Origin of the sequence: Propionispora vibrioides, assembly GCF_900110485.1 — a bacterium.
Taxonomy (GTDB): Bacteria; Bacillota; Negativicutes; order Propionisporales; family Propionisporaceae; genus Propionispora; species Propionispora vibrioides.
In genome coordinates this window covers 1-18009 of the sequence record NZ_FODY01000013.1, presented here as the reverse complement: position 1 = coordinate 18009, position 18009 = coordinate 1, and the positions used below count along the sequence as shown (strand labels likewise).

Genomic DNA, 18009 nt, shown 5'->3' with positions numbered 1-18009 from the left:
GCGTCATCAGGTCTTTAGTTTCCATATTTTCTTTCCAGTATAATAACTAAACAAATTGTAGTCGGATAGGGTGATACATTTGGAAACGATGACAGGGAAATGTAGGCTGATACCGGGACGTCTAAGAATGGAAGTTAAAGGACTTTACCGGAATATTGTTTTAGCAAAATTACTAAAGGAATGTCTGCCTTCGGTGGCAGGAATTCGTGAAGTAACGGCAAATCCGCTTACCGGGCGGATTTTGGTGTTATATGAGGCTGCGGTCATTGGTTTGCCGGACATCAGAGCAAAAGTGGCTAAAGTGGTCAGTACCTATCAGACTTTGGAGGAGGTTCGCCGTGAGGCCACAGCGTTGCGACAGATCGCCGCTGCCGCTCCGGTACCGGAACCGGGAGAAACTTCCCGTGCCGGGTTGTATGCTTTGACAACAGGCGGTGTTTTGGCGGCTATTTTTGCCAAACGGCTGGTAGTAGGGCGTTCGACGCTGGCTTCTTCGCCCCATGTGTTTAACCTGGTGGCTCTCACAACAATTATATCGGGGTATCCCTTATTTCGCAGCGGGGTAAAATCATTGATACGGCATAAACGGGTCAATCATGACCTGGTTATTTTTATAGCCTCCTTGCTGATGCTGGCCATGCGGGAAAGTATAACAGGCTTATCCATTCTGTGGATTGTCCATTTGGCTAATTTCTTTCAATTTGTGATGCAGGCCAGATCCCGTGGCCAGATTGAGAAAATGCTCCAGCAAAAGCAGCAACAATGGCTTAGTTTGGAGGCAGACCGCAGGCAGAGTATACAGGAACATAATATTAAGGCTGGCGATGTGATTGCATTACATTCGGGGGAAACGATACCTGTTGAGGGAAAAATCATTGCCGGCCAGGCGGAATTAAACCGGGCGGCGGTGAACGGTGATTGTATGCCGTATTTGGCTCTTAAAGGTGATATAGTTCATCCCGGAGCGCTGATTGAAACCGGATCGATTCAAATTCAGGTACATAATGTTGACAATACTCCTTATAGGCCGTTGGCCTATGATATGGTCAAATATGAAGGTCTTTGGCATATCAGTGACCGGTATGTCAACAAAGTGATGTGGTGGAGCCTTACAATTGCCGGTTTGATCTTTCTGTTTACCCGGGATATTCCCCGCAGTATCGCCGTACTGCTTGCCGGGTCGCCGGCAGCCATCTCGCTGGCGAGAAATTCGGCGATGGGGACGGCAGTTGCCCAGGCAATGGGAGACAATATTTATGTAAAAGAGCCCAGGGCACTGGAAACGGCGGGAGAAGCCGATACGGTTGTATTCGACAAAACAGGTACACTCACGGAAGCTGTGCCGCATATTGGTGAAATTGTGCCAATCGGCGGTATGAGTGAGGACGAAATAATACGTCTGGCGGCGGCAGCAGGAGAAAGGGAATTTCAACCGTACAACCGGGTGCTGCTGGCAGAAGCAGTCAAACGAGGCTTGCAGCTTCCGCCAGCCGACAGCCGGCTGGTTCCTGGTAAAGGCGTTTGTGCCGTTATAGCAGGGAAACAGGTTGCTGTGGGCAATCAGACACTCATGCAGCAGGAAAAAGTCCTGCTGGGTGGGGCAAAAGACCGGATTGTCCGAATGAAAATGAACGGCAAAACAATTGTCTACGTCGCGGTTAACCGGGAATTATGCGGACTGATTGCAGTCCGGGACAAAATAAAGCCAGCCAGTTTGGAAAGTGTGGCCGCTTTGCGCTGCCTGGGCATTCAGAACCTGGCACTGCTGACCGGCGATGCGGATCCTGCCGCCCAGGCGGTGGCCGCAACGCTGGATATTCCCTATACCTACAGCGGGGTGCTGCCCGAAGAAAAGGCCAGAATCATACAAAATATAAAGCGGCATGATTATAAAGTGATCATGGTAGGCGACGGTATGAATGACGTGCACGCCCTGCAGGCAAGCAACGTAGGCATTGTCATGGGAAAAACCGGCTCCGGGCCCAGCATCAACAAGGCCGATATTGTCATTGGCGATGATGATCCTGCCAAAATAGCAAAAACAGTGGTATTGGGAAAACGGCTAAATGAGGTGGTAAAGCAAAATATTGCTTTAGCTGCGGGATTAAACATAATAGGGATAGCTTTAGCCGCTGTCCGGCTTATTTCTCCGCTGACGGCAGGGCTGCTGGCCAATATCAGCACGCTGGGAGTCGTGCTCAACTCAGGGCGCCTGTTGACTTCCGGCCAAAACACACCAATGGGTCAACCCTTGAATTTGCAGCGTTTTGCCATGAATGAATCTCAGCTTGGTTCGCTGCAGGCGGGTGAGGCGAAAAATCATATCCCGGCAGAAGCGAAAAAATGGTATGGGCTGAGTCCGGAAGAAACCTGCGAGGAACTGGGAACTTCCAACAAGTGGGGACTGGGTGAACAGGATGCGGCACTGCGCTGCTTGCATTATGGCCATAACCGTCTGGCGGAACGGCCCAAGCCTTCGTTTTGGCGGCAGTTGCTGGATCAATTTAAGGATTTTATGGTTCAGGTGCTGGTTGGCGCCGCCGGTTTAAGCTTCATACTGGGTAAAAGAAGAGATGCCATGCTGACAGTGGGAATTGTCACGGCCAACGCGTTTTTGGGGGTTGCCCAGGAACGAAAGGCCGGTCAGTCGCTAGATGCCCTGCAGGAACTGGCGGCGCCGCAGGCCAGGGTAATCCGGGCAGGCCGGCAGGTTAAAGTGAGCGCCGCCGCCGTAGTTCCCGGTGATATCATTGTTCTGGAAGCGGGGGACCGGGTACCGGCTGATGCCCGGTTGCTGCAAGGCGTTCATTTTGAAGTGGAAGAAGCGTCTTTAACCGGGGAAACGCTTCCGGTAAAAAAGCAATATGATAAGTTGGAAAAGGATCAGGTTGCCTTAGGAGACCGGAGAAATATGGTGTTTATGGGCACCACTGTTACCAGAGGACGGGCAACCGCGGTGGTGGTCGCTACCGGTATGCAGACGGAAATGGGCAAGATTGCCTCCTTGATCGGGGAGCAGAAGGAAGAGGCAACTCCTTTGCAACGGCGGCTGGAGGAACTGGGGAAATATTTAGTGTATGGCTGCCTGGCCGTGTCCGGCCTCGTCTTTTTAGCGGGCACATTAAGGGGCGAACCGATGATTCAGATGCTGCAAACAGGAGCCAGTCTGGCTGTGGCCGCGATACCGGAGGGACTTTCCGCCATTGTTCTCATTGCATTGGCTATGGGGGTTCAGCGGATGAGCAAACGGAATATTATTGTTCGCCGGCTTTCCTCCATTGAGAATCTAGGGGCGGCCACCGTCATTTGCTCCGATAAAACGGGAACGCTGACGCAGAACCAAATGACGGTGCGCGAGGTATATTCACCAGCCGGTCACTGGCTGGTCAGCGGGGAAGGGTATGATCCGGCGGGTAAGTTTGTGGCTGATAATCAATCGGTAAAACCCAACGGCCTGCTAAAAAAAGTAGCAACCATTGCCACGCTTTGCAATAATGCAAAGCTGATGAAAACGGAAGCAAATCGCAAGGTGATTCCCTTGCGACCTTGTATAACCGCAAGCTGGGCGATTGACGGTGATCCAACTGAAGGGGCCCTCCTGACTTTGGCGGCAAAGGCCGGCATTGATATTGAGCAATTTTCGGAAACTCATTGCCGGGTAGTGGAATACCCTTTTGAATCGGAACGATGTATGATGTCCGTTTTATGTACCGATGACAGCAAGCAGATGTCGCTTTACTCCAAGGGAGCCCCTGATAAAATTCTTAGCCTTTGCACTCACTACACCGACGGAGAACATAGCTATCCGTTGGATGAGACAACCCGTCGGAATATTGAACAGGCGAATAATGCTATGGCTGCAAGAGCATTGCGTGTTCTGGCTTGTGCTTACCGGCCTATGGAAGCAGACGGTGCGGGGCAGGAGCAGGTAAGAGAAGATAATCTGGTTTTTTGCGGCCTGGTTGGGATGATCGATCCGCCTCGGGCCGAGGTCCCGGAAGCGATCGCCAAATGTCACCGCGCCGGAGTCAAGGTAGTCATGATTACCGGAGACCACCCGAATACGGCCAGGGCAATCGGTCTGGAACTGGGATTGTTAAAGGATAACGGGCGCATTATTACAGGCCTGGAAATTGACAGCATGACGGATGAGGAATTGGCCGCAGCGGCCCCCACAGCCTGCATATTCGCCAGGACGACCCCACAGCATAAGATGCGTATTGTTAAGGCCTTTCAAAGCCGGGGCGAGGTGGTTGCCATGACTGGCGACGGGGTAAATGACGCTCCAGCCGTAAAGGCCGCCAATATTGGCATTGCCATGGGGATAACCGGCACGGATGTTACCAAAGAAGCTGCTTGTATGACATTAGCCGATGATAATTTTGCGACCATCATAAAGGCTATGGAAGAAGGCCGTTCGATTTATAATAATATCCGTAAGGCCATACGGTATTTGGTTGCAACCAATGTTGGCGAGGTAGTGCTTATGTTTTTGGCCGTTGTGCTAGGCATGCCGCTGCCGTTGATACCGATACAACTCTTGTGGATTAACCTGGTCGGTGACGGTTTGCCGGCGGTTGCCCTTGTCAATGATCCACCGCCGGAAAATATAATGGAACAAAGTCCCCAGTCAAGCAGTGAAAGCGTATTTGCTCATGGGCTGGGCAGGAAAATTATAAGCAGGGGTTTGATTATTGGCGTTAGCAGCTTATTGCTGTATGGATGGAAATTGCGGCAAAGCGGCAATCTGTTGCTCGCCCGTTCTTTGCTGCTGGCCCAGTTGGCTATCAGCCAGTTTATCCACCTTTTGGATTGCCGGATCGAAAAGGGTATCAAAAAAACGGAATGTATAAACAACAAATGGCTGTTTGCGGCGATAGCACTATCGATGCTCATGGTCATCGGGTCCATTCATCTGCCGTTTTTGCAGCCCGTCTTCGGTACAGTTCCATTAACGGTATGGGAATGGAGTCTGGCGATCTTTGTGTCTATCGTAACTGCGGTATTTGACTTTTGGTTATGGAGGAGACCGGGCAAGGAGTTACAAACGCGTCCCTTGCCACAACTCAGGTTATTGCAGGAGAACTGAAGTTGAAAGGGTTGGATGTTTCCTCTTTGCTAATACTAGTCTTGTATCAACCTTAACACTGCTGGGTTGTGGCGAGAAGATTTTTTGTAATATCTCCCGTCAGTATCCACGGAATAGGGCTGACACGGCACAAGTGGCAAGGAGGTGATGCTATGTACTGGCTGCTGGCACGTCCCGCGATTGGCTGGGGCGCATTCCTTTTGATTCATGCCATCGGGATTCCTTTTGTATACGGTGTGGGTAAAACCTGTGCAATGAAAAAAATGCAGGAAAAGAAGCAGGACCCGGGAATTTAGGAAAAGACTTGGCTTATGCCACTTCCGGAGCACAGGCAGATGGTTTATTTTAATCAGACCGGAAAGCCGTACTTTTGGATCATGGAAAAAGAATAGAGTTGCCACTAATGCACAGTGGCAACTCTGTTCTTTTTATCCTTTATTCTTTATGTCTGTTATGAGGGGGAGTTAGATCGGTATCTAAAAGTTCGTATGGTGAATCTTCCGGGTTTTCATAAGCCAGGTCGTCTCGTACCTCTTCGGTATCGTTTCTATCAGCGCGACTGGTTCTGGCTTCCTCTACCACATCTTTAAAGTTCCGGCGTATTTTCCGGGCTCTATCCGACAATGTCAGGGCACCTGCGGTGGTTGCTACTGCGACACGACGGCCTTGGTGTCTGACAGTATCTTTAATACAGTCAATGGTTTCCGACAGAGTGTCCTGTGGAGACCCGCTATAGTCTCTGGCTTCCGCCACAATATCCGCGGTACTTTCTTTCAGTTTGCCTCCTAAATCTTTAACGCTGTCTGCAACGGCCAAGGCTCCTCGGGTAGTCATGACGGCAACCGCGCGAAAGCCCCGCCGGACAGGTGGAAAAGCAACGGCAATAGCAGCACCGGCAGCTAATAACGTAAGCGGAGAACTATTGTTGAGAAATCTTGTTCCCAGGCGTATGATGTTCATGCTCTACTCCTCCTTTTTGTATAGTGTTTCCGGAAGTTTTGTTGCTATGTAAACCACTATGATATTTTATTATGGAGAAATTTATAAGGTTGAGAACTGAAATATGTAGTAGAGGTTTCTTTTTTTGTAGATCCCCGAAACTTGCAACTTAGATTGCCATAGGTGCAGCTTACCTTTGCATGTATTGAATAAGCTGATTTACTGACCTATACTGGAAATAGAAGAAGCGGGAGGTGGTCAGCATAAAAATCACGATTGAAAATATACCCGACGGAACGGAACCGGAAATCATCATACGGGCTAATGACGTTGATGAGGCATTACTGCAGTGTATTGATTCAATCAAATCAGTTTCCAGAAAGCTGGCGGGAATGGCCGATGGGGAAATGCATATCGTTGATCCCCGGGATGTTTTCTATTTTGAGTCGGTCGATAATAAAGTATTTATTTACTGTCACGAGAAGGTTTTCGAATCAAAACTAAAGCTTTACGAGATTGAAAAGCTCTATGAGAAGGGTGATTTCTTCAGAGCCTCTAAATCAACCATCCTTAATATTACTAAAATAGATTCGTTAAAGTCGATTTTCTATGGAAGATTTGAGGCTTTACTGCAAAATGGTGAAAAAACAGTTATTTCCCGGCAATATGTTCCTGTTCTCAAACAGAGATTAGGTTTATAAGGAGGTTTTTAGTGATGGATGTCGGTCAATATATAAAACCTATCGTATCGGATATTTTTAAAGCCTGTGGGTGTTTACTGATTATAATGGCGTTGCTTTTAGGAATCAATTCATCGGAAATAATCAGGCCTATACTGCTGTGGCAGATCATTGTCCTGGCTGCGGCCTTTGCCCTGTTTAAGGTTGCTTATACCAATCCCCATGATTTGACCGGAAAAGGACAGATAATTGTATTTTCTCTTTGCACCCTCCTGGCAGATATATTGATTGTTCTATGGTTGTTTATGGTTAGTCCCAGCACAGACAGCAGCCTGATTCTACCCTATATTGTGGTGCTTTTACTTGTAAAAGGAGTCGTCTTTGCCATGATGTATGTGGACGGTGAAAAAGAGGCAAGACGGATTAATGAAAAACTAAGTGAGTACAAAAACAATACGGAGAAATGAGCGACGGGGTGCTTAGGTACAAAAAACCGGCTTGCCGGGCATAATGCCAGGCGGGGTAAAACAGGAACCGTGCCGGGAAAAAGAAAAAGGACTTTTAAGAAGTTTTCTTAGGGAACCGCTGATTAAAAGATCCGTCAGGACGCGCAGCGTGAATTAATCAGTGGTTCCCTAGAAAAGTCCCCGTGTCATTTCATGCAGTATGGTTTTGTCTAATTCCTGATTGGTTAGTAATGCGTGGATTAAGGTGTAATATTCCGGCAGACTATTTTTGGCCCATTTTAATTCAATCTGGAGTAAATCGGACGTAATCGCCGTCAGGTCAAAGCCAAAGGCATCTAAAGAATAACGCATTTTTTCAGGATACCTGCAGGGGCGGTCGTCACAGCGTTCACAGCGCTGACAGAGGCGGCAGCCCCCGGAGGATAGGCTGACACTACCCGGGATTTGTTGTTCCAAAGCAAGTAAAGCTGCGGCTAACTTAGTTTTAACTTCCTGTAAAGACTGGAACGTAATTTCTTTGATCTTTTCCGCTGTATGAGCTGATTTTATGGTTTCTTCATCGTAGATGACTTTAACCCCAATGATATAGATATAGTTGAACTCCTGTAAGAATTGAGGTATATCCAGTAATAACGGCGGGCAGGACCAAAGGGTTTGGTAATTGCTGCAGTGTTGGCAAAAGACTAAAAATTTCGCTTGATCCTGGTATTTTGCAATAAACTCGTCTAACGGTTTACCATTAACTGTTGTAGTTGTATAATACATGGGATTGTCTCCTTCCCACGATGAGTTCCGCAGTTTATGCTTTCCCTTATATTGTAGGCTTGGCTGATAAAGTGGTCAAGCATGGTGACTAAAACTTACTTGCCATGTATAATATAGCATCGTTTAGCCAAAAACAAAGTATCGTAATAACTTGGTTTATTGCGGTACTTTGTTTTATTATGTTCTTATCTTGCCATAATCTTATTTTCTGAGGTTGCCAAACATTGAGGACAGGTAAGTAGAACTTTTTGCAAAACCATCTTGCAAATAGTTCTACTTTTTTGAAAAATCCGGAGTCAGTATACTAAACATGCGAGGTGGATTGAAATGACCAGTAAGGAATTGGAGTTGATCTTGTTTCTAATCGCCAGAAATGAATATAGCACCTATGGAGAATTGAAAACCGCATTGCAAAAGTCGGAACGCACCGTCCGGTATTATCTGGAGCAGGCCAACCAGGCTTTGCAGCAGCAGGGATTTCCCTGTATTGAGCAGGACCGGAAGCTAGGGATCAGGCTGCAGTTTACAGCAGCCGAGAAGCAGCACTTTTTCTCGCTGTTGGACACCAATCAGGAACAGGCGGAATATTATCCGGCTGACGAACGAATTCTCAGGATTTTGTTTTCCATCTTGCAGGAGCAGGAACCCACTTTTGCCACTACCTTTATCGATGAACTGATTACCAGCAAAAGCTCGATTGATTCCGATATGAAGACCATCCGTAAGCTGGCGAAAGAGTATGGGGTCGTCCTTAAAAGCACACCTAAGGAAGGCTTTAAATTCCAGGGTGATGAATGGTCGGTCCGGCTGTTCATTAATAATGTCATCAACCAATATCTCAATCTGGAAATGATGATGGATAATGGCTGCCATCATTTCGTTTTTTCCAAGAAAGAAAAAATCGTTCTGGAATATTTAAACGAAAAACTGCTGTTCAGCATGTATCGTCATATTGAGCAGATGGCACGCAGTGAGGGATTTGCCTTCAATGAAATTCATTTCCGGCAAATGGCGGTTATTTTTGCTGTCTGGTATAGGCGTTTCACCCAGGGATACACCGTAACCAGTACGAATTGTCTGCCGCTGCGCCATGAAAAACTGCATTCCTACCAGATGGTGGTGCCGCTTTTGCAGGAGACTATGGGGCTGGAAGCGTGCGCTATCAGTGAATATGAGCGTTACTATCTGTGCTTTATCATTGATAGTTTTAATATTAAACATTCGACGGTCCTGAAAATTGACTGGGGCGGCTTGCAACTGCTGACTATTCAACTGATTCAGGAGATGGAGCAGCTTACCGCGATTCCTTTCTCTCAGGACAAAGAACTGTTTGAACGGTTGTTTAATCATATCGAACCGTTGATCAACCGGATTAAAAACGGGGTCAGCATTTTCAATCCCCTTAAGAACATGGTCATGGAGCAGTACAGCATGATGTACAACACGGTGCACAAGGCCGTTCGGGTACTGGAACTGTTCTGCCGGCAGAAGCTTTCGGAAGAGGAAGTTGCCTATCTGACGCTGCATTTCAGCGCGTCGGAGGAAAAACTGGCTCAATATAATCCGGGGAAATACCGTGTGGTCATTATCTGTGGCCACGGTGTGGCTACGGGAGAATTGTTGGCGGAAAACCTTAAGAAGTATTACCAGTTTGACGTGCTGGGTGTTGTCAACGGCTATGATCTCCACGCCATTAAGCGGCTGGGTGCCGATTTTGCCCTGAAAACGATCGACATGGAAATCAACAATTTGCCTTCTTTAAAAATCGACCCGGTACTGACCGAACATGACCAGCAGAAAATTAAACAGTTTCTGGACAATCATCGGGACATCAAAAAATCCGGCACCACTCATTTGGCTGCGGTTGATTTTTTTAAAGATATTTGCAAAATAGCCGAAAAACACAGCACCAAGTTGAAAATGGAGCCGTTCATTGAAGAACTGGAACAACTGTTTGCCACCAATAAAATCATTCTAAACCGTCAGGGGGTTCAACCAATGATCCGTGAAGTGCTAAAAAACCAGCATATTCTGCTGCAGCAGACATCTCAGGACTGGGAAGCCTGTATACGGGATGCCGCACAGCCATTGCTGGACGAAGAATATATCAAGCCGGAGTATGTGGCAGCGATGATCGCCGCCGTGAACAAATACGGGCCGTATATTGTTGTCGGGAAGGGAGTGGCCTTGGCCCACGCCCGGCCGGAAGACGGCGTGCTGAAACTGGGACTTAGCGTCATGACCCTGAAGACGCCGGTCCGTTTCGGCCATGAAACCAACGATCCGGTCAGTCTGGTCTTTTGTCTGGCGGCTGTTGATAATTTCTCCCATTTAAAAGTAATGAAGTCGATTGTTAACATCATCAGCGAAGATTCGAAGATTGAGAAGATTGCCGGTCAAGCTACCATCGCTGATTTTCAAAAGGTCTTGGATGAATTTGAGGAGGGGATGCAGGCGTGAGTTTCCGGGGTCTAGTTCATTAATCAGAAAAGAGGGGTCGGTATGAAGCGGAAAATCAAAATGCTCATGGTGTGCGGTGCCGGTCTGGGCAGCAGTTTTGCCTGCCAGATGAGTGTGGAGGATGTATTGAACAAGCTGGGGGTGGAGGCGGACATGGATCACTGCGATATCTCCTCAGCCGTGTCGATGAATCCGGAGGTTATTATTACGGCAAGCAATTTTAAATCCCAGTTTGAACAGTTTACCCTTCCGGAGACAACAACTATTTTGTACCTGAAAAACATTGTTAGCAAAGCGGAGATTGAGGAAAAGCTGGTACCCTTACTGCAGGCCAAAGGCGTGCTGTAGACCTGAGTAAAAGAGCGAAGGAGGATGTTTATGTCAATCATTAACTTCATTATCACCAATATTTTGACGCAGGCGGCAATTACTATTTCGCTAATTGCCATGCTGGGGTTGATTTTGCAGAAGAAATCGGTGGGACAGACTATTGCCGGAACCTTTAAAACCTTATTGGGCTTCCAGGTATTATCGGCCGGGGCAGGTATCATTGTCGGCAGTTTGATTTACTTTGGCAAGATTTTTACCGAAGGATTTCATATGCAGGGTATTATTCCTTCCATCGAAGCCATTAACGGGCAGGCGATGAACGAACTGGGGCTGGGCAGCCCGATCGCCTTTACTTTTTTAGCTATCTTTATTGTAAATATTATCATTGCCCGTTTTACCAAGTGGAAATATATCTTTTTGACCGGTCAGGCCATTCTGTGGATGGCGACCATGTGCACCGTATTTGGCTATAGCGCAGGCTTTAGAGGCGTTACACTGATCGTAATCGGTGGTATTGTGGGCGGTATTTTTGCCGTAGCCATGCCGGCGATTGCTCAGCCGCTCATTCGCAGGATCACCGGCAGCAACGATATTGCGCTGGGCCATTTTTGCACCATCGGCTATTTGTTTGAGGCAGCGGTAGCCAAGGTTTGCGGCAACCCGGAGGAATCCACCGAAGATATCAAGCTGCCCAAAGGGTTTGAGTTTTTGCAGGATACCTATCTCTCGGTGATGGTCGTTATGGTGCCGCTTTACCTGATTACCGCCTTTTTTGCCGGACCGGAGTTTTGCGCTCCATTGGCCGGCCATACCGACTATTTGGTGCATGCCTTTTTGCAGGCCATCCAGTTTGTCGTCGGCGTCTATGTCCTGCTGGCCGGTGTTCGCCTGATTCTGGCCGAGATCGTGCCTGCTTTCCGTGGTATTGCCATGCGGCTGGTGCCTAACGCCATACCGGCGCTGGACTGCCCGGTGCTGTTTCCCTACGCGCCCCATGCCGTGATCATTGGTTTTGTGACTACGACGATTGGTACGGTTATCGCGATGTTTGTATTGCCCCTGTTCGGCCTGGCCATGATTCTGCCGGGTATGCTGACCAATTTCTTTGCCGGCGGTACGGCGGGGATTTTCGGTAATGCCACCGGCGGCAAACGGGGCGCTATCATCGGCGGCATCGCCCACGGTTTTTTCATCACTCTGTTGCCGGCCCTGCTGGTCACGGTGTTCAGCCAGTTGGGCTTTGCCAACGCTACGGCGACTGATGTGGATACGGTGGCAGCCGCGCTGCTGTATGCCTGGATTATCAGTCCGCTAATGAGTATATTCTAGGGCGTGTTAACACGCCCTGAGGAAAAGAAGGGATAAAACTTGTTTTTCTTCGGAAAGAAAGCAGCAAAACCAGTGGAGCCTGCCGCTGCGGTGAAACAGCTTGATCCGGCTTTGCCTGAACAGGTGGCGGTGTTAAAGCAGCGCCTGGAAACAGCCGAAGGAGCTGTCCGGCTTGAACTGCTTAATGAGCTGGGCGGCAAGTTGTTTGCGCTGGAGCAGATTGACGAAGCCATTCGCTTCTATGAGCTAAGCATTCAGGAAAATCGTACACTGGGTAAGGCATACACTGATCTGTTAAAGCTGTACAATGTCAAGCGAAAAGAAGCGGCCGAACAGAATGATGACGAGCAGCTGCAGCACTATCTTGATAAAATTGACGCGCTGATGAAGCTCTCGAAGGATGTCATTCGCGGTCTGGAGTAAACGCAAAGAAACACGCAGTCAGGAGGAAATCACACATGTATACTACCTTGAAAAAAGTGACGGAGAAAGCGGCCCGGTTGAATTTTACGGTGGGCGCCTTCAACATGCATAATCTGGAGATGCTGCCGGCCATGATCCGGGCTGCCAAGGCTATGGGATCGCCGGTCATTATCCAGACCAGCGCCGGTACGGCGGAATATATCGGCTATGGCGTCATCGCCAATGTGTGCAAGCATCTGGCCGACTACGAAAGCGCCGAAGTTGTACTGCATCTGGACCATGCCAACAAATTTGAAGATATCCGGAAGGCCATTGATGCCGGCTACTCTTCGGTCATGTTTGACGGTTCGGCGCTGAGCTTTAAGGAAAATGTCCTGAGAACGCAGGAAGTAGTTGACTATGCTCAGGCCAGAGGTGTGTCGGTGGAGGGCGAGCTGGGAACCATTGGCGGTATGGAAGACGGGCTGGTGGTGACGGAACAGCAAAAGGCCTACACCAATCCGGCCGATGCCAAACGGTTTGTGGCCGAGACCGGGATTGACGCCCTGGCGGTTGCCGTCGGCACCAACCATGGCCAGTATAAATCGAAAACCGAGCTCAATATACCGCTGTTAAAAGAGATTCATGAGACTGTCGATATTCCGCTGGTTATTCACGGCGGCACTGGTGTCAAGGATGAGGACATCAGGCAGTGCACCAAGCACGGCGTGCGCAAGTTCAACGTGGGCACCGAGCTGTTGGTTGGCTGGACACGGGAAGCGAGCAAATATTTTTCGCAAAGCAGGGAGAATACTTCGCTGCGGAAAAACATCATGCCCTGTAATGAAGTGGTTTTCAATATTATCAAAAATAAGATCGGGATCTTTTTAAACGCATAGTCAAAAAAGGTGTTATCCGTTTGTGGAAAGCGGTCGGCCGATGAGGCAGTCGCTTTTCGAGCGGGTAGCACCTGTTTATTTAGCAGAAAGGATAAGGGCTATGAAGAAGACACTCATTTTACTGGCTGGGTTTCCCGGTACGGGAAAGACCTATTTGGCCAATAAAATACGTGACTGGCAGCCGGAGTTCATCTTGCTGTCACCGGATGCGATCAAAGAAAAGTTCTGGGATGAACAAGGTTTTGACAACCTGGCGGAAAAGGAAGCGACCATCCGGCTAAGCTGGGAATATTATTACGGCAAACTATGTGATTACATGCAGGAGGGTTTAGCCGTCATGTCGGATTATCCCTTCAGTGATAAACAAAAGGCCCGCCTGGCCGCTTTGACCGGGCAGTATGGCTATCAGGTGATTACGCTCCGGATGACCGGCGACCTGGCTATTTTGTTTGAACGGCAAAAACGGCGGGACCTGGATTCTTCCCGGCATTGGGGGCACGTGTTGACCAGCTATCATCAGGGCCAACAGCCGGCTGACCGCCGCAAGGCAGATGCCCTGCTGGATTATGATGAATTCAGCAAACGCTGTCTTACCCGCGGCTATGGTGAGTTTTCGCTGGGATATTTGATCAAGCTGGATATGACCGATTTTAACGCTGTTGACTATGAAGAGCTATGCCGGCAATTGGAGCAACTATTGTTTTAGAATTGATTTTTCTTGTTTATGGTAGAAGACGATTGTATTATATATTCCTTATATTTTACATCTGCAGGGAGACTTCTGTTAAGTTTTTAGCAGGAGTTTTTCCTTTTAGGGTAAATTTGTAAATAAAAGAAAAAATAGGACCCGTAAGGCTGACCGGGGCCTGTCTTATCGTTAGGGGAGTCGTTATTCTTCGCATGGCAGCATAAAAAGGAGATGGTTTAATTTGAAAACAATCGGCTTGATCGGTGGTATGAGCTGGGAGTCGTCACTGGAGTATTACAGACTGATCAATGAAACGGTGGCCACGAAACTGGGAGGACTTCATTCGGCCCAATGCCTGATGTATTCCGTCGATTTTCAGGAAATAGAAACCTTGCAGCATCAAAACCGCTGGGACACACTGACCGATATGATGGTAGCTGCCGCTGCCAGACTGAAAAACGGCGGTGCTGATTTTGTGGTTATCTGTACGAACACCATGCATAAAATGGCAAATGACATAGAGACTCGGGCCGGCATCAAGGTGCTCCATATTGCCGAAGTAACTGGACATACCATTGTTCAAAAGGGAATGAAAAAGGTTGGGCTCCTGGGGACTAAATTTACGATGGAACAAGACTTCTATAAGCAGGTGCTGAAAGAAAAGTTTGACATAACCGTAGTGATTCCCGAGGAAGCGGAAAGAGAATTTATTCATCATGTGATTTACCATGAATTGTGCCAGGGAATGATCCGGTCTGATTCCAGGGCGCGATTTACCACCATCATAGATAAGCTGGCGGCAAACGGGGCAGCGGGCGTTGTATTAGGCTGTACGGAAATCCCTCTGCTGATCAGGCAGGCCGATGTTGAAATCCCGGTTTTTGATACAACCAGGCTACATGCCGTCGCCGCCGTGGAATATGCATTAAAATAGTCTGAGGTAGAAACCGTAAGCTACGCTGCGGTTTCTACCTCAGACTTTATTATTAGAATTGAGTACCAAAAGTAAAGTGGAATTTACCGCCTTCACTGCCGTGCCCATACTCAAGCCGTACCGGTCCTAGCGGAGTTTCCACGCGAACCCCGGTACCGATGCTATAGTACAGCTCACTTAGATTATAATCTCCATTCCAGGCATTACCGGCATCGGTAAAGACAACTCCCTGTATTTTTTTTGCGATAGGGTAGCGGTATTCGATGGATGAGGAAAACATTTTCTTGCCTTTGAACAGATCATCCTCATAGCCGCGCAAGGTGTCAATGCCACCTACGGTAAACAGGCTGGCATCCGGTACATGGCCTGTGGCCGCTCCGGCGGAAAGACGCAGGGCCATAACCTGTTTGCTGCCTACTTTAAAATATTGCCGGTAATCGGCGATGTATTTGTCGAAATCAAACTGACCGCCCAGCGCTTTTCCCGCAAACTCGCTGGACAACGATAAACGTTTTCCTTCCGAGGGGTTAAAGATATTGTCACGATTATCATAAACCTTAGCCAACGTGACGCTGTGCACCTCACCAAAATTATCCTTAAGGTAGTCGGCGTTGTAATCGGCATTGTAAGTGGAATCGCTTGATCCGGCCAGGTAGTTAACCGGCCCGGAAACATACTCTAAATAGCTGTCTTTGCGTTTGGTAAGGGTGATATAATTCTGGGTATATTCGCCCTGCGGCCGGCCCAAGGTAAGACTGACCCCTCTGCTACGCCGGTAATAGGTGGAGCGCAGCGTTGTATTATCACCGTCCAGTCCGTAATCGCTGTATTCACCGGTTGTATTAAAGACACTAATACTTAATGACGTCTTTTTAGCATCAATATACGGATTGGTGAAGTTTACTTTCCAGCTTGTACCGAGTGATTTATAATAACTGTGCTGGAATTCCACATTGAGATTATTGCCGGTTCCCCTAAAATTCGTGTCGCCGAGGCCCACAATAGAAGAGAACCCATAGCTTTCGCTATAGCCGCCGCCAATCGTAAACGAGCCTGTCTTTTTCTCCACAACGTCAATTTCCACCACAACGGCATTCGGTTCTCTGCCGGGGTTCAGCTTGATATTGACATCTTCAAAAAAGCCCAGATTATAGATTTTCTGGAGACTCCGTTTGGCGGCCTTGGCATCAAACGGTTGCTGTGGTTTTATGTTCAGCTCACGGGAAATGACCGATGTTTTTGTTTTTTCGTTGCCCTTTATCACGATACCCTCTACCAGGCCTTCGTTAATTGTGAAATTTATTTCTCCGTCCGGGTTCATGGCGATATTACTTACTTTCGCCAATATGTAGCCTTGATCGTGATAGTACTGCTCAATCGACTGGGAGGCATCATGTAAGCTTTTATTGTCAACAACAGCACCTTTGAGTGTCGAAACCAGAGTGAGCAAATCATTAGCGGAAATTTTGGTGTTGCCGGTAAAGGTTATTTCCTTAACCGGTTTTTTTTCCACAACAGAATAGACCAGTTGGATTCCTTCGGGCACTTCCACGAAATTGGCTTGTACGTCATAAAAATCGTTAAGATCAAAAACAGCTTTCATATCTTGTTTAATGGCGTCGGCATCATAGGTATCACCGGCTTTCACTTTAAGTACCGAGGTAATTTGGTCGTTTGGTACGGCTTCATTACCGGTAACGCTGATGCCGACAATGGTTTTACCGGTGAAGTCGTCGGCGTATATGGATGGAACCATAGTAAACATGCTTGTGATCATAAAACCGACGGCAAAGAGGAGGGGCTTGACTGTCCTTTTTTTCATTCTAAAGCTCCTATTAATTATGTAATTAATGCTAATTGGCTTAGCAGTTTTCTCGTGCTGATCTTTCATAATAGATCAGACGGTTTATCAGGGATTGGGGGCGGGACCAGGACCGGGATGAAAATGATGTGGCAGCCAGTCCCACCAGAACCCTCCGTCGATAATAATGGTGGTATGATCGTCATCGCGATCGCCCTGGTGGTCTTCTTTATGGCGGAGCGTGAATTTGTAATCCACCGGATGCCAGCCTTCGCTGCCGATAAATATATCGAACGGGTTTACCTTCTGGCTATCCATAGATAAATCGAACTTGATATAGGTCCCTCCTTTAAGCGACAGATCAATTCCCGCTTCATTGCCTGCCGTAGTAAATGTAAAGTTGACTTCATCACGGGCTTGGTTAACGCGGGCGTAGTCATCCTTTTCCGTCAGCTTCGTGAAAACATTTTCAAAATGGCCGTTTGTCTGAATAACGCCGCTAAATACATGCTTCTGGTCAGACGTGCTGCGAAGGTGCAGGCCATCGCTATCCTGCCAGATAAAATAACCGGTGCTTTTACCGGGGACGAACATGGTAGGTTGTCCGGATAATTTTAGTGATTCAGCAGCTAAGACAGAACCGGAAAGGCAAAATAAAACAAAGACTAAAATCATGATCGGGGCCGTAGCCTTCATGTCTAAACTCCTCCCTCTTTAAGGATTAGAATGTTCATCCTTATTCTAGAGAGCCAGTGTAACAGCCATGTTACAAGATTCACGCTAAAAGTTAGTTTTTTGGTCACTAAGCTTAAACTAGAAAATGAGTGACAAGCAGAAACATGAATTTGGCAGGCAAAAGTGAAGACAACCAAATTGGGTTCGATAGAACCGTCCCGTGCGCCAAGAAGCGCACGGAGTAAAGCGGGTGGAAATCCCGCCAGAGAAGGTCTAGCCAGCCACTCTGTATCCAGCCTTGGGACTGAAGCGGTAACGCCAGGTCTAAGCGTAGGTAGGAAAGGTAGTAGGCCGAAAGCGAAAGCTGAAGATGTAGAATCCCGAAATTCCTAAAGGGAAAGGTCGATGTATGGGACGAGCAGAAGACAATACTGGGCTTAGCGATAAAGGCGAGTTAAGTCTGGCGCCCCGGGATCGAAGGTCTTGGCATGCTACACACCATTACTCCGTGTGAACTTGGGAGACCCTGCCGCTCTCCGAAAGGAGTATGG

Annotated in this window: 15 protein-coding genes; 11 read left to right on the top strand and 4 right to left on the bottom strand. The window is 48.0% G+C overall.

Annotation, left to right across the window (positions count from 1 at the left end):
* Positions 1–88 precede the first annotated feature (88 nt).
* Positions 89–5089, top strand: a complete 5001-nt coding sequence (locus BMW43_RS21730) for a cation-translocating P-type ATPase (protein ID WP_143050611.1) — start codon at positions 89–91, stop codon at positions 5087–5089.
* Between the two features lie 152 nt (positions 5090–5241).
* Positions 5242–5385: a hypothetical protein gene (locus BMW43_RS21160; protein ID WP_177173566.1), complete on the top strand. Its 144-nt coding sequence runs from the start codon at positions 5242–5244 to the stop codon at positions 5383–5385.
* A 139-nt stretch (positions 5386–5524) separates the two neighbouring features.
* Here the strand turns inward: BMW43_RS21160 and BMW43_RS11405 are convergent, their stop codons facing one another.
* On the bottom strand, positions 5525–6049 hold the full coding sequence (locus tag BMW43_RS11405; protein ID WP_091747327.1) for a hypothetical protein: 525 nt from the start codon (positions 6047–6049) through the stop codon (positions 5525–5527).
* A gap of 233 nt (positions 6050–6282) precedes the next feature.
* Here BMW43_RS11405 and BMW43_RS11400 point away from each other — a divergent pair, with 233 nt between their 5' ends.
* Complete coding sequence (locus BMW43_RS11400; RefSeq protein WP_218140660.1) at positions 6283–6729, top strand: LytTR family DNA-binding domain-containing protein; 447 nt, start codon at positions 6283–6285, stop codon at positions 6727–6729.
* Between the two features lie 11 nt (positions 6730–6740).
* Positions 6741–7175, top strand: a complete 435-nt coding sequence (locus BMW43_RS11395; protein WP_143050610.1) for a DUF3021 family protein — start codon at positions 6741–6743, stop codon at positions 7173–7175.
* Between the two features lie 168 nt (positions 7176–7343).
* On the opposite strand, the gene BMW43_RS11390 is transcribed toward BMW43_RS11395, so the two are convergent.
* Entirely contained in the window at positions 7344–7940 is a 597-nt protein-coding gene (locus BMW43_RS11390; protein WP_091747321.1) for a DUF2284 domain-containing protein, read from the bottom strand.
* A gap of 327 nt (positions 7941–8267) precedes the next feature.
* Between BMW43_RS11390 and BMW43_RS11385 the strand changes: the two genes are divergently transcribed.
* The 7 genes from BMW43_RS11385 (at position 8268) to BMW43_RS11355 (ending at position 14982) form a co-directional block, all read left to right on the top strand.
* Positions 8268–10400, top strand: coding sequence for a BglG family transcription antiterminator (locus tag BMW43_RS11385; RefSeq protein ID WP_091747318.1), 2133 nt, complete (start codon positions 8268–8270; stop codon positions 10398–10400).
* A gap of 42 nt (positions 10401–10442) precedes the next feature.
* Complete coding sequence (locus tag BMW43_RS11380; protein ID WP_091747316.1) at positions 10443–10748, top strand: PTS sugar transporter subunit IIB; 306 nt, start codon at positions 10443–10445, stop codon at positions 10746–10748.
* A gap of 30 nt (positions 10749–10778) precedes the next feature.
* Positions 10779–12059, top strand: a complete 1281-nt coding sequence (locus tag BMW43_RS11375; protein WP_091747314.1) for a PTS sugar transporter subunit IIC — start codon at positions 10779–10781, stop codon at positions 12057–12059.
* Positions 12060–12098: 39 nt separating this feature from the next.
* Positions 12099–12482: a hypothetical protein gene (locus BMW43_RS11370; RefSeq protein WP_091747311.1), complete on the top strand. Its 384-nt coding sequence runs from the start codon at positions 12099–12101 to the stop codon at positions 12480–12482.
* A 35-nt stretch (positions 12483–12517) separates the two neighbouring features.
* Positions 12518–13360, top strand: a complete 843-nt coding sequence (locus BMW43_RS11365; protein ID WP_091747308.1) for a class II fructose-bisphosphate aldolase — start codon at positions 12518–12520, stop codon at positions 13358–13360.
* 100 nt (positions 13361–13460) lie between these two features.
* Positions 13461–14066: a P-loop nucleotide/nucleoside kinase family protein gene (locus BMW43_RS11360; RefSeq protein WP_091747306.1), complete on the top strand. Its 606-nt coding sequence runs from the start codon at positions 13461–13463 to the stop codon at positions 14064–14066.
* Between the two features lie 223 nt (positions 14067–14289).
* The gene (locus tag BMW43_RS11355; protein ID WP_091747303.1) at positions 14290–14982 is read left to right on the top strand and encodes an aspartate/glutamate racemase family protein; all 693 of its coding nucleotides are present in this window, start codon (positions 14290–14292) and stop codon (positions 14980–14982) included.
* A gap of 52 nt (positions 14983–15034) precedes the next feature.
* Here BMW43_RS11355 and BMW43_RS11350 read toward each other — a convergent pair whose 3' ends face one another.
* Both BMW43_RS11350 and BMW43_RS11345 read right to left on the bottom strand, forming a co-directional pair.
* The gene (locus BMW43_RS11350) at positions 15035–16804 is read right to left on the bottom strand and encodes a BamA/OMP85 family outer membrane protein (RefSeq protein WP_091747300.1); all 1770 of its coding nucleotides are present in this window, start codon (positions 16802–16804) and stop codon (positions 15035–15037) included.
* Between the two features lie 87 nt (positions 16805–16891).
* The gene (locus tag BMW43_RS11345; protein WP_091747297.1) at positions 16892–17479 is read right to left on the bottom strand and encodes a hypothetical protein; all 588 of its coding nucleotides are present in this window, start codon (positions 17477–17479) and stop codon (positions 16892–16894) included.
* Positions 17480–18009: the final 530 nt, after the last annotated feature.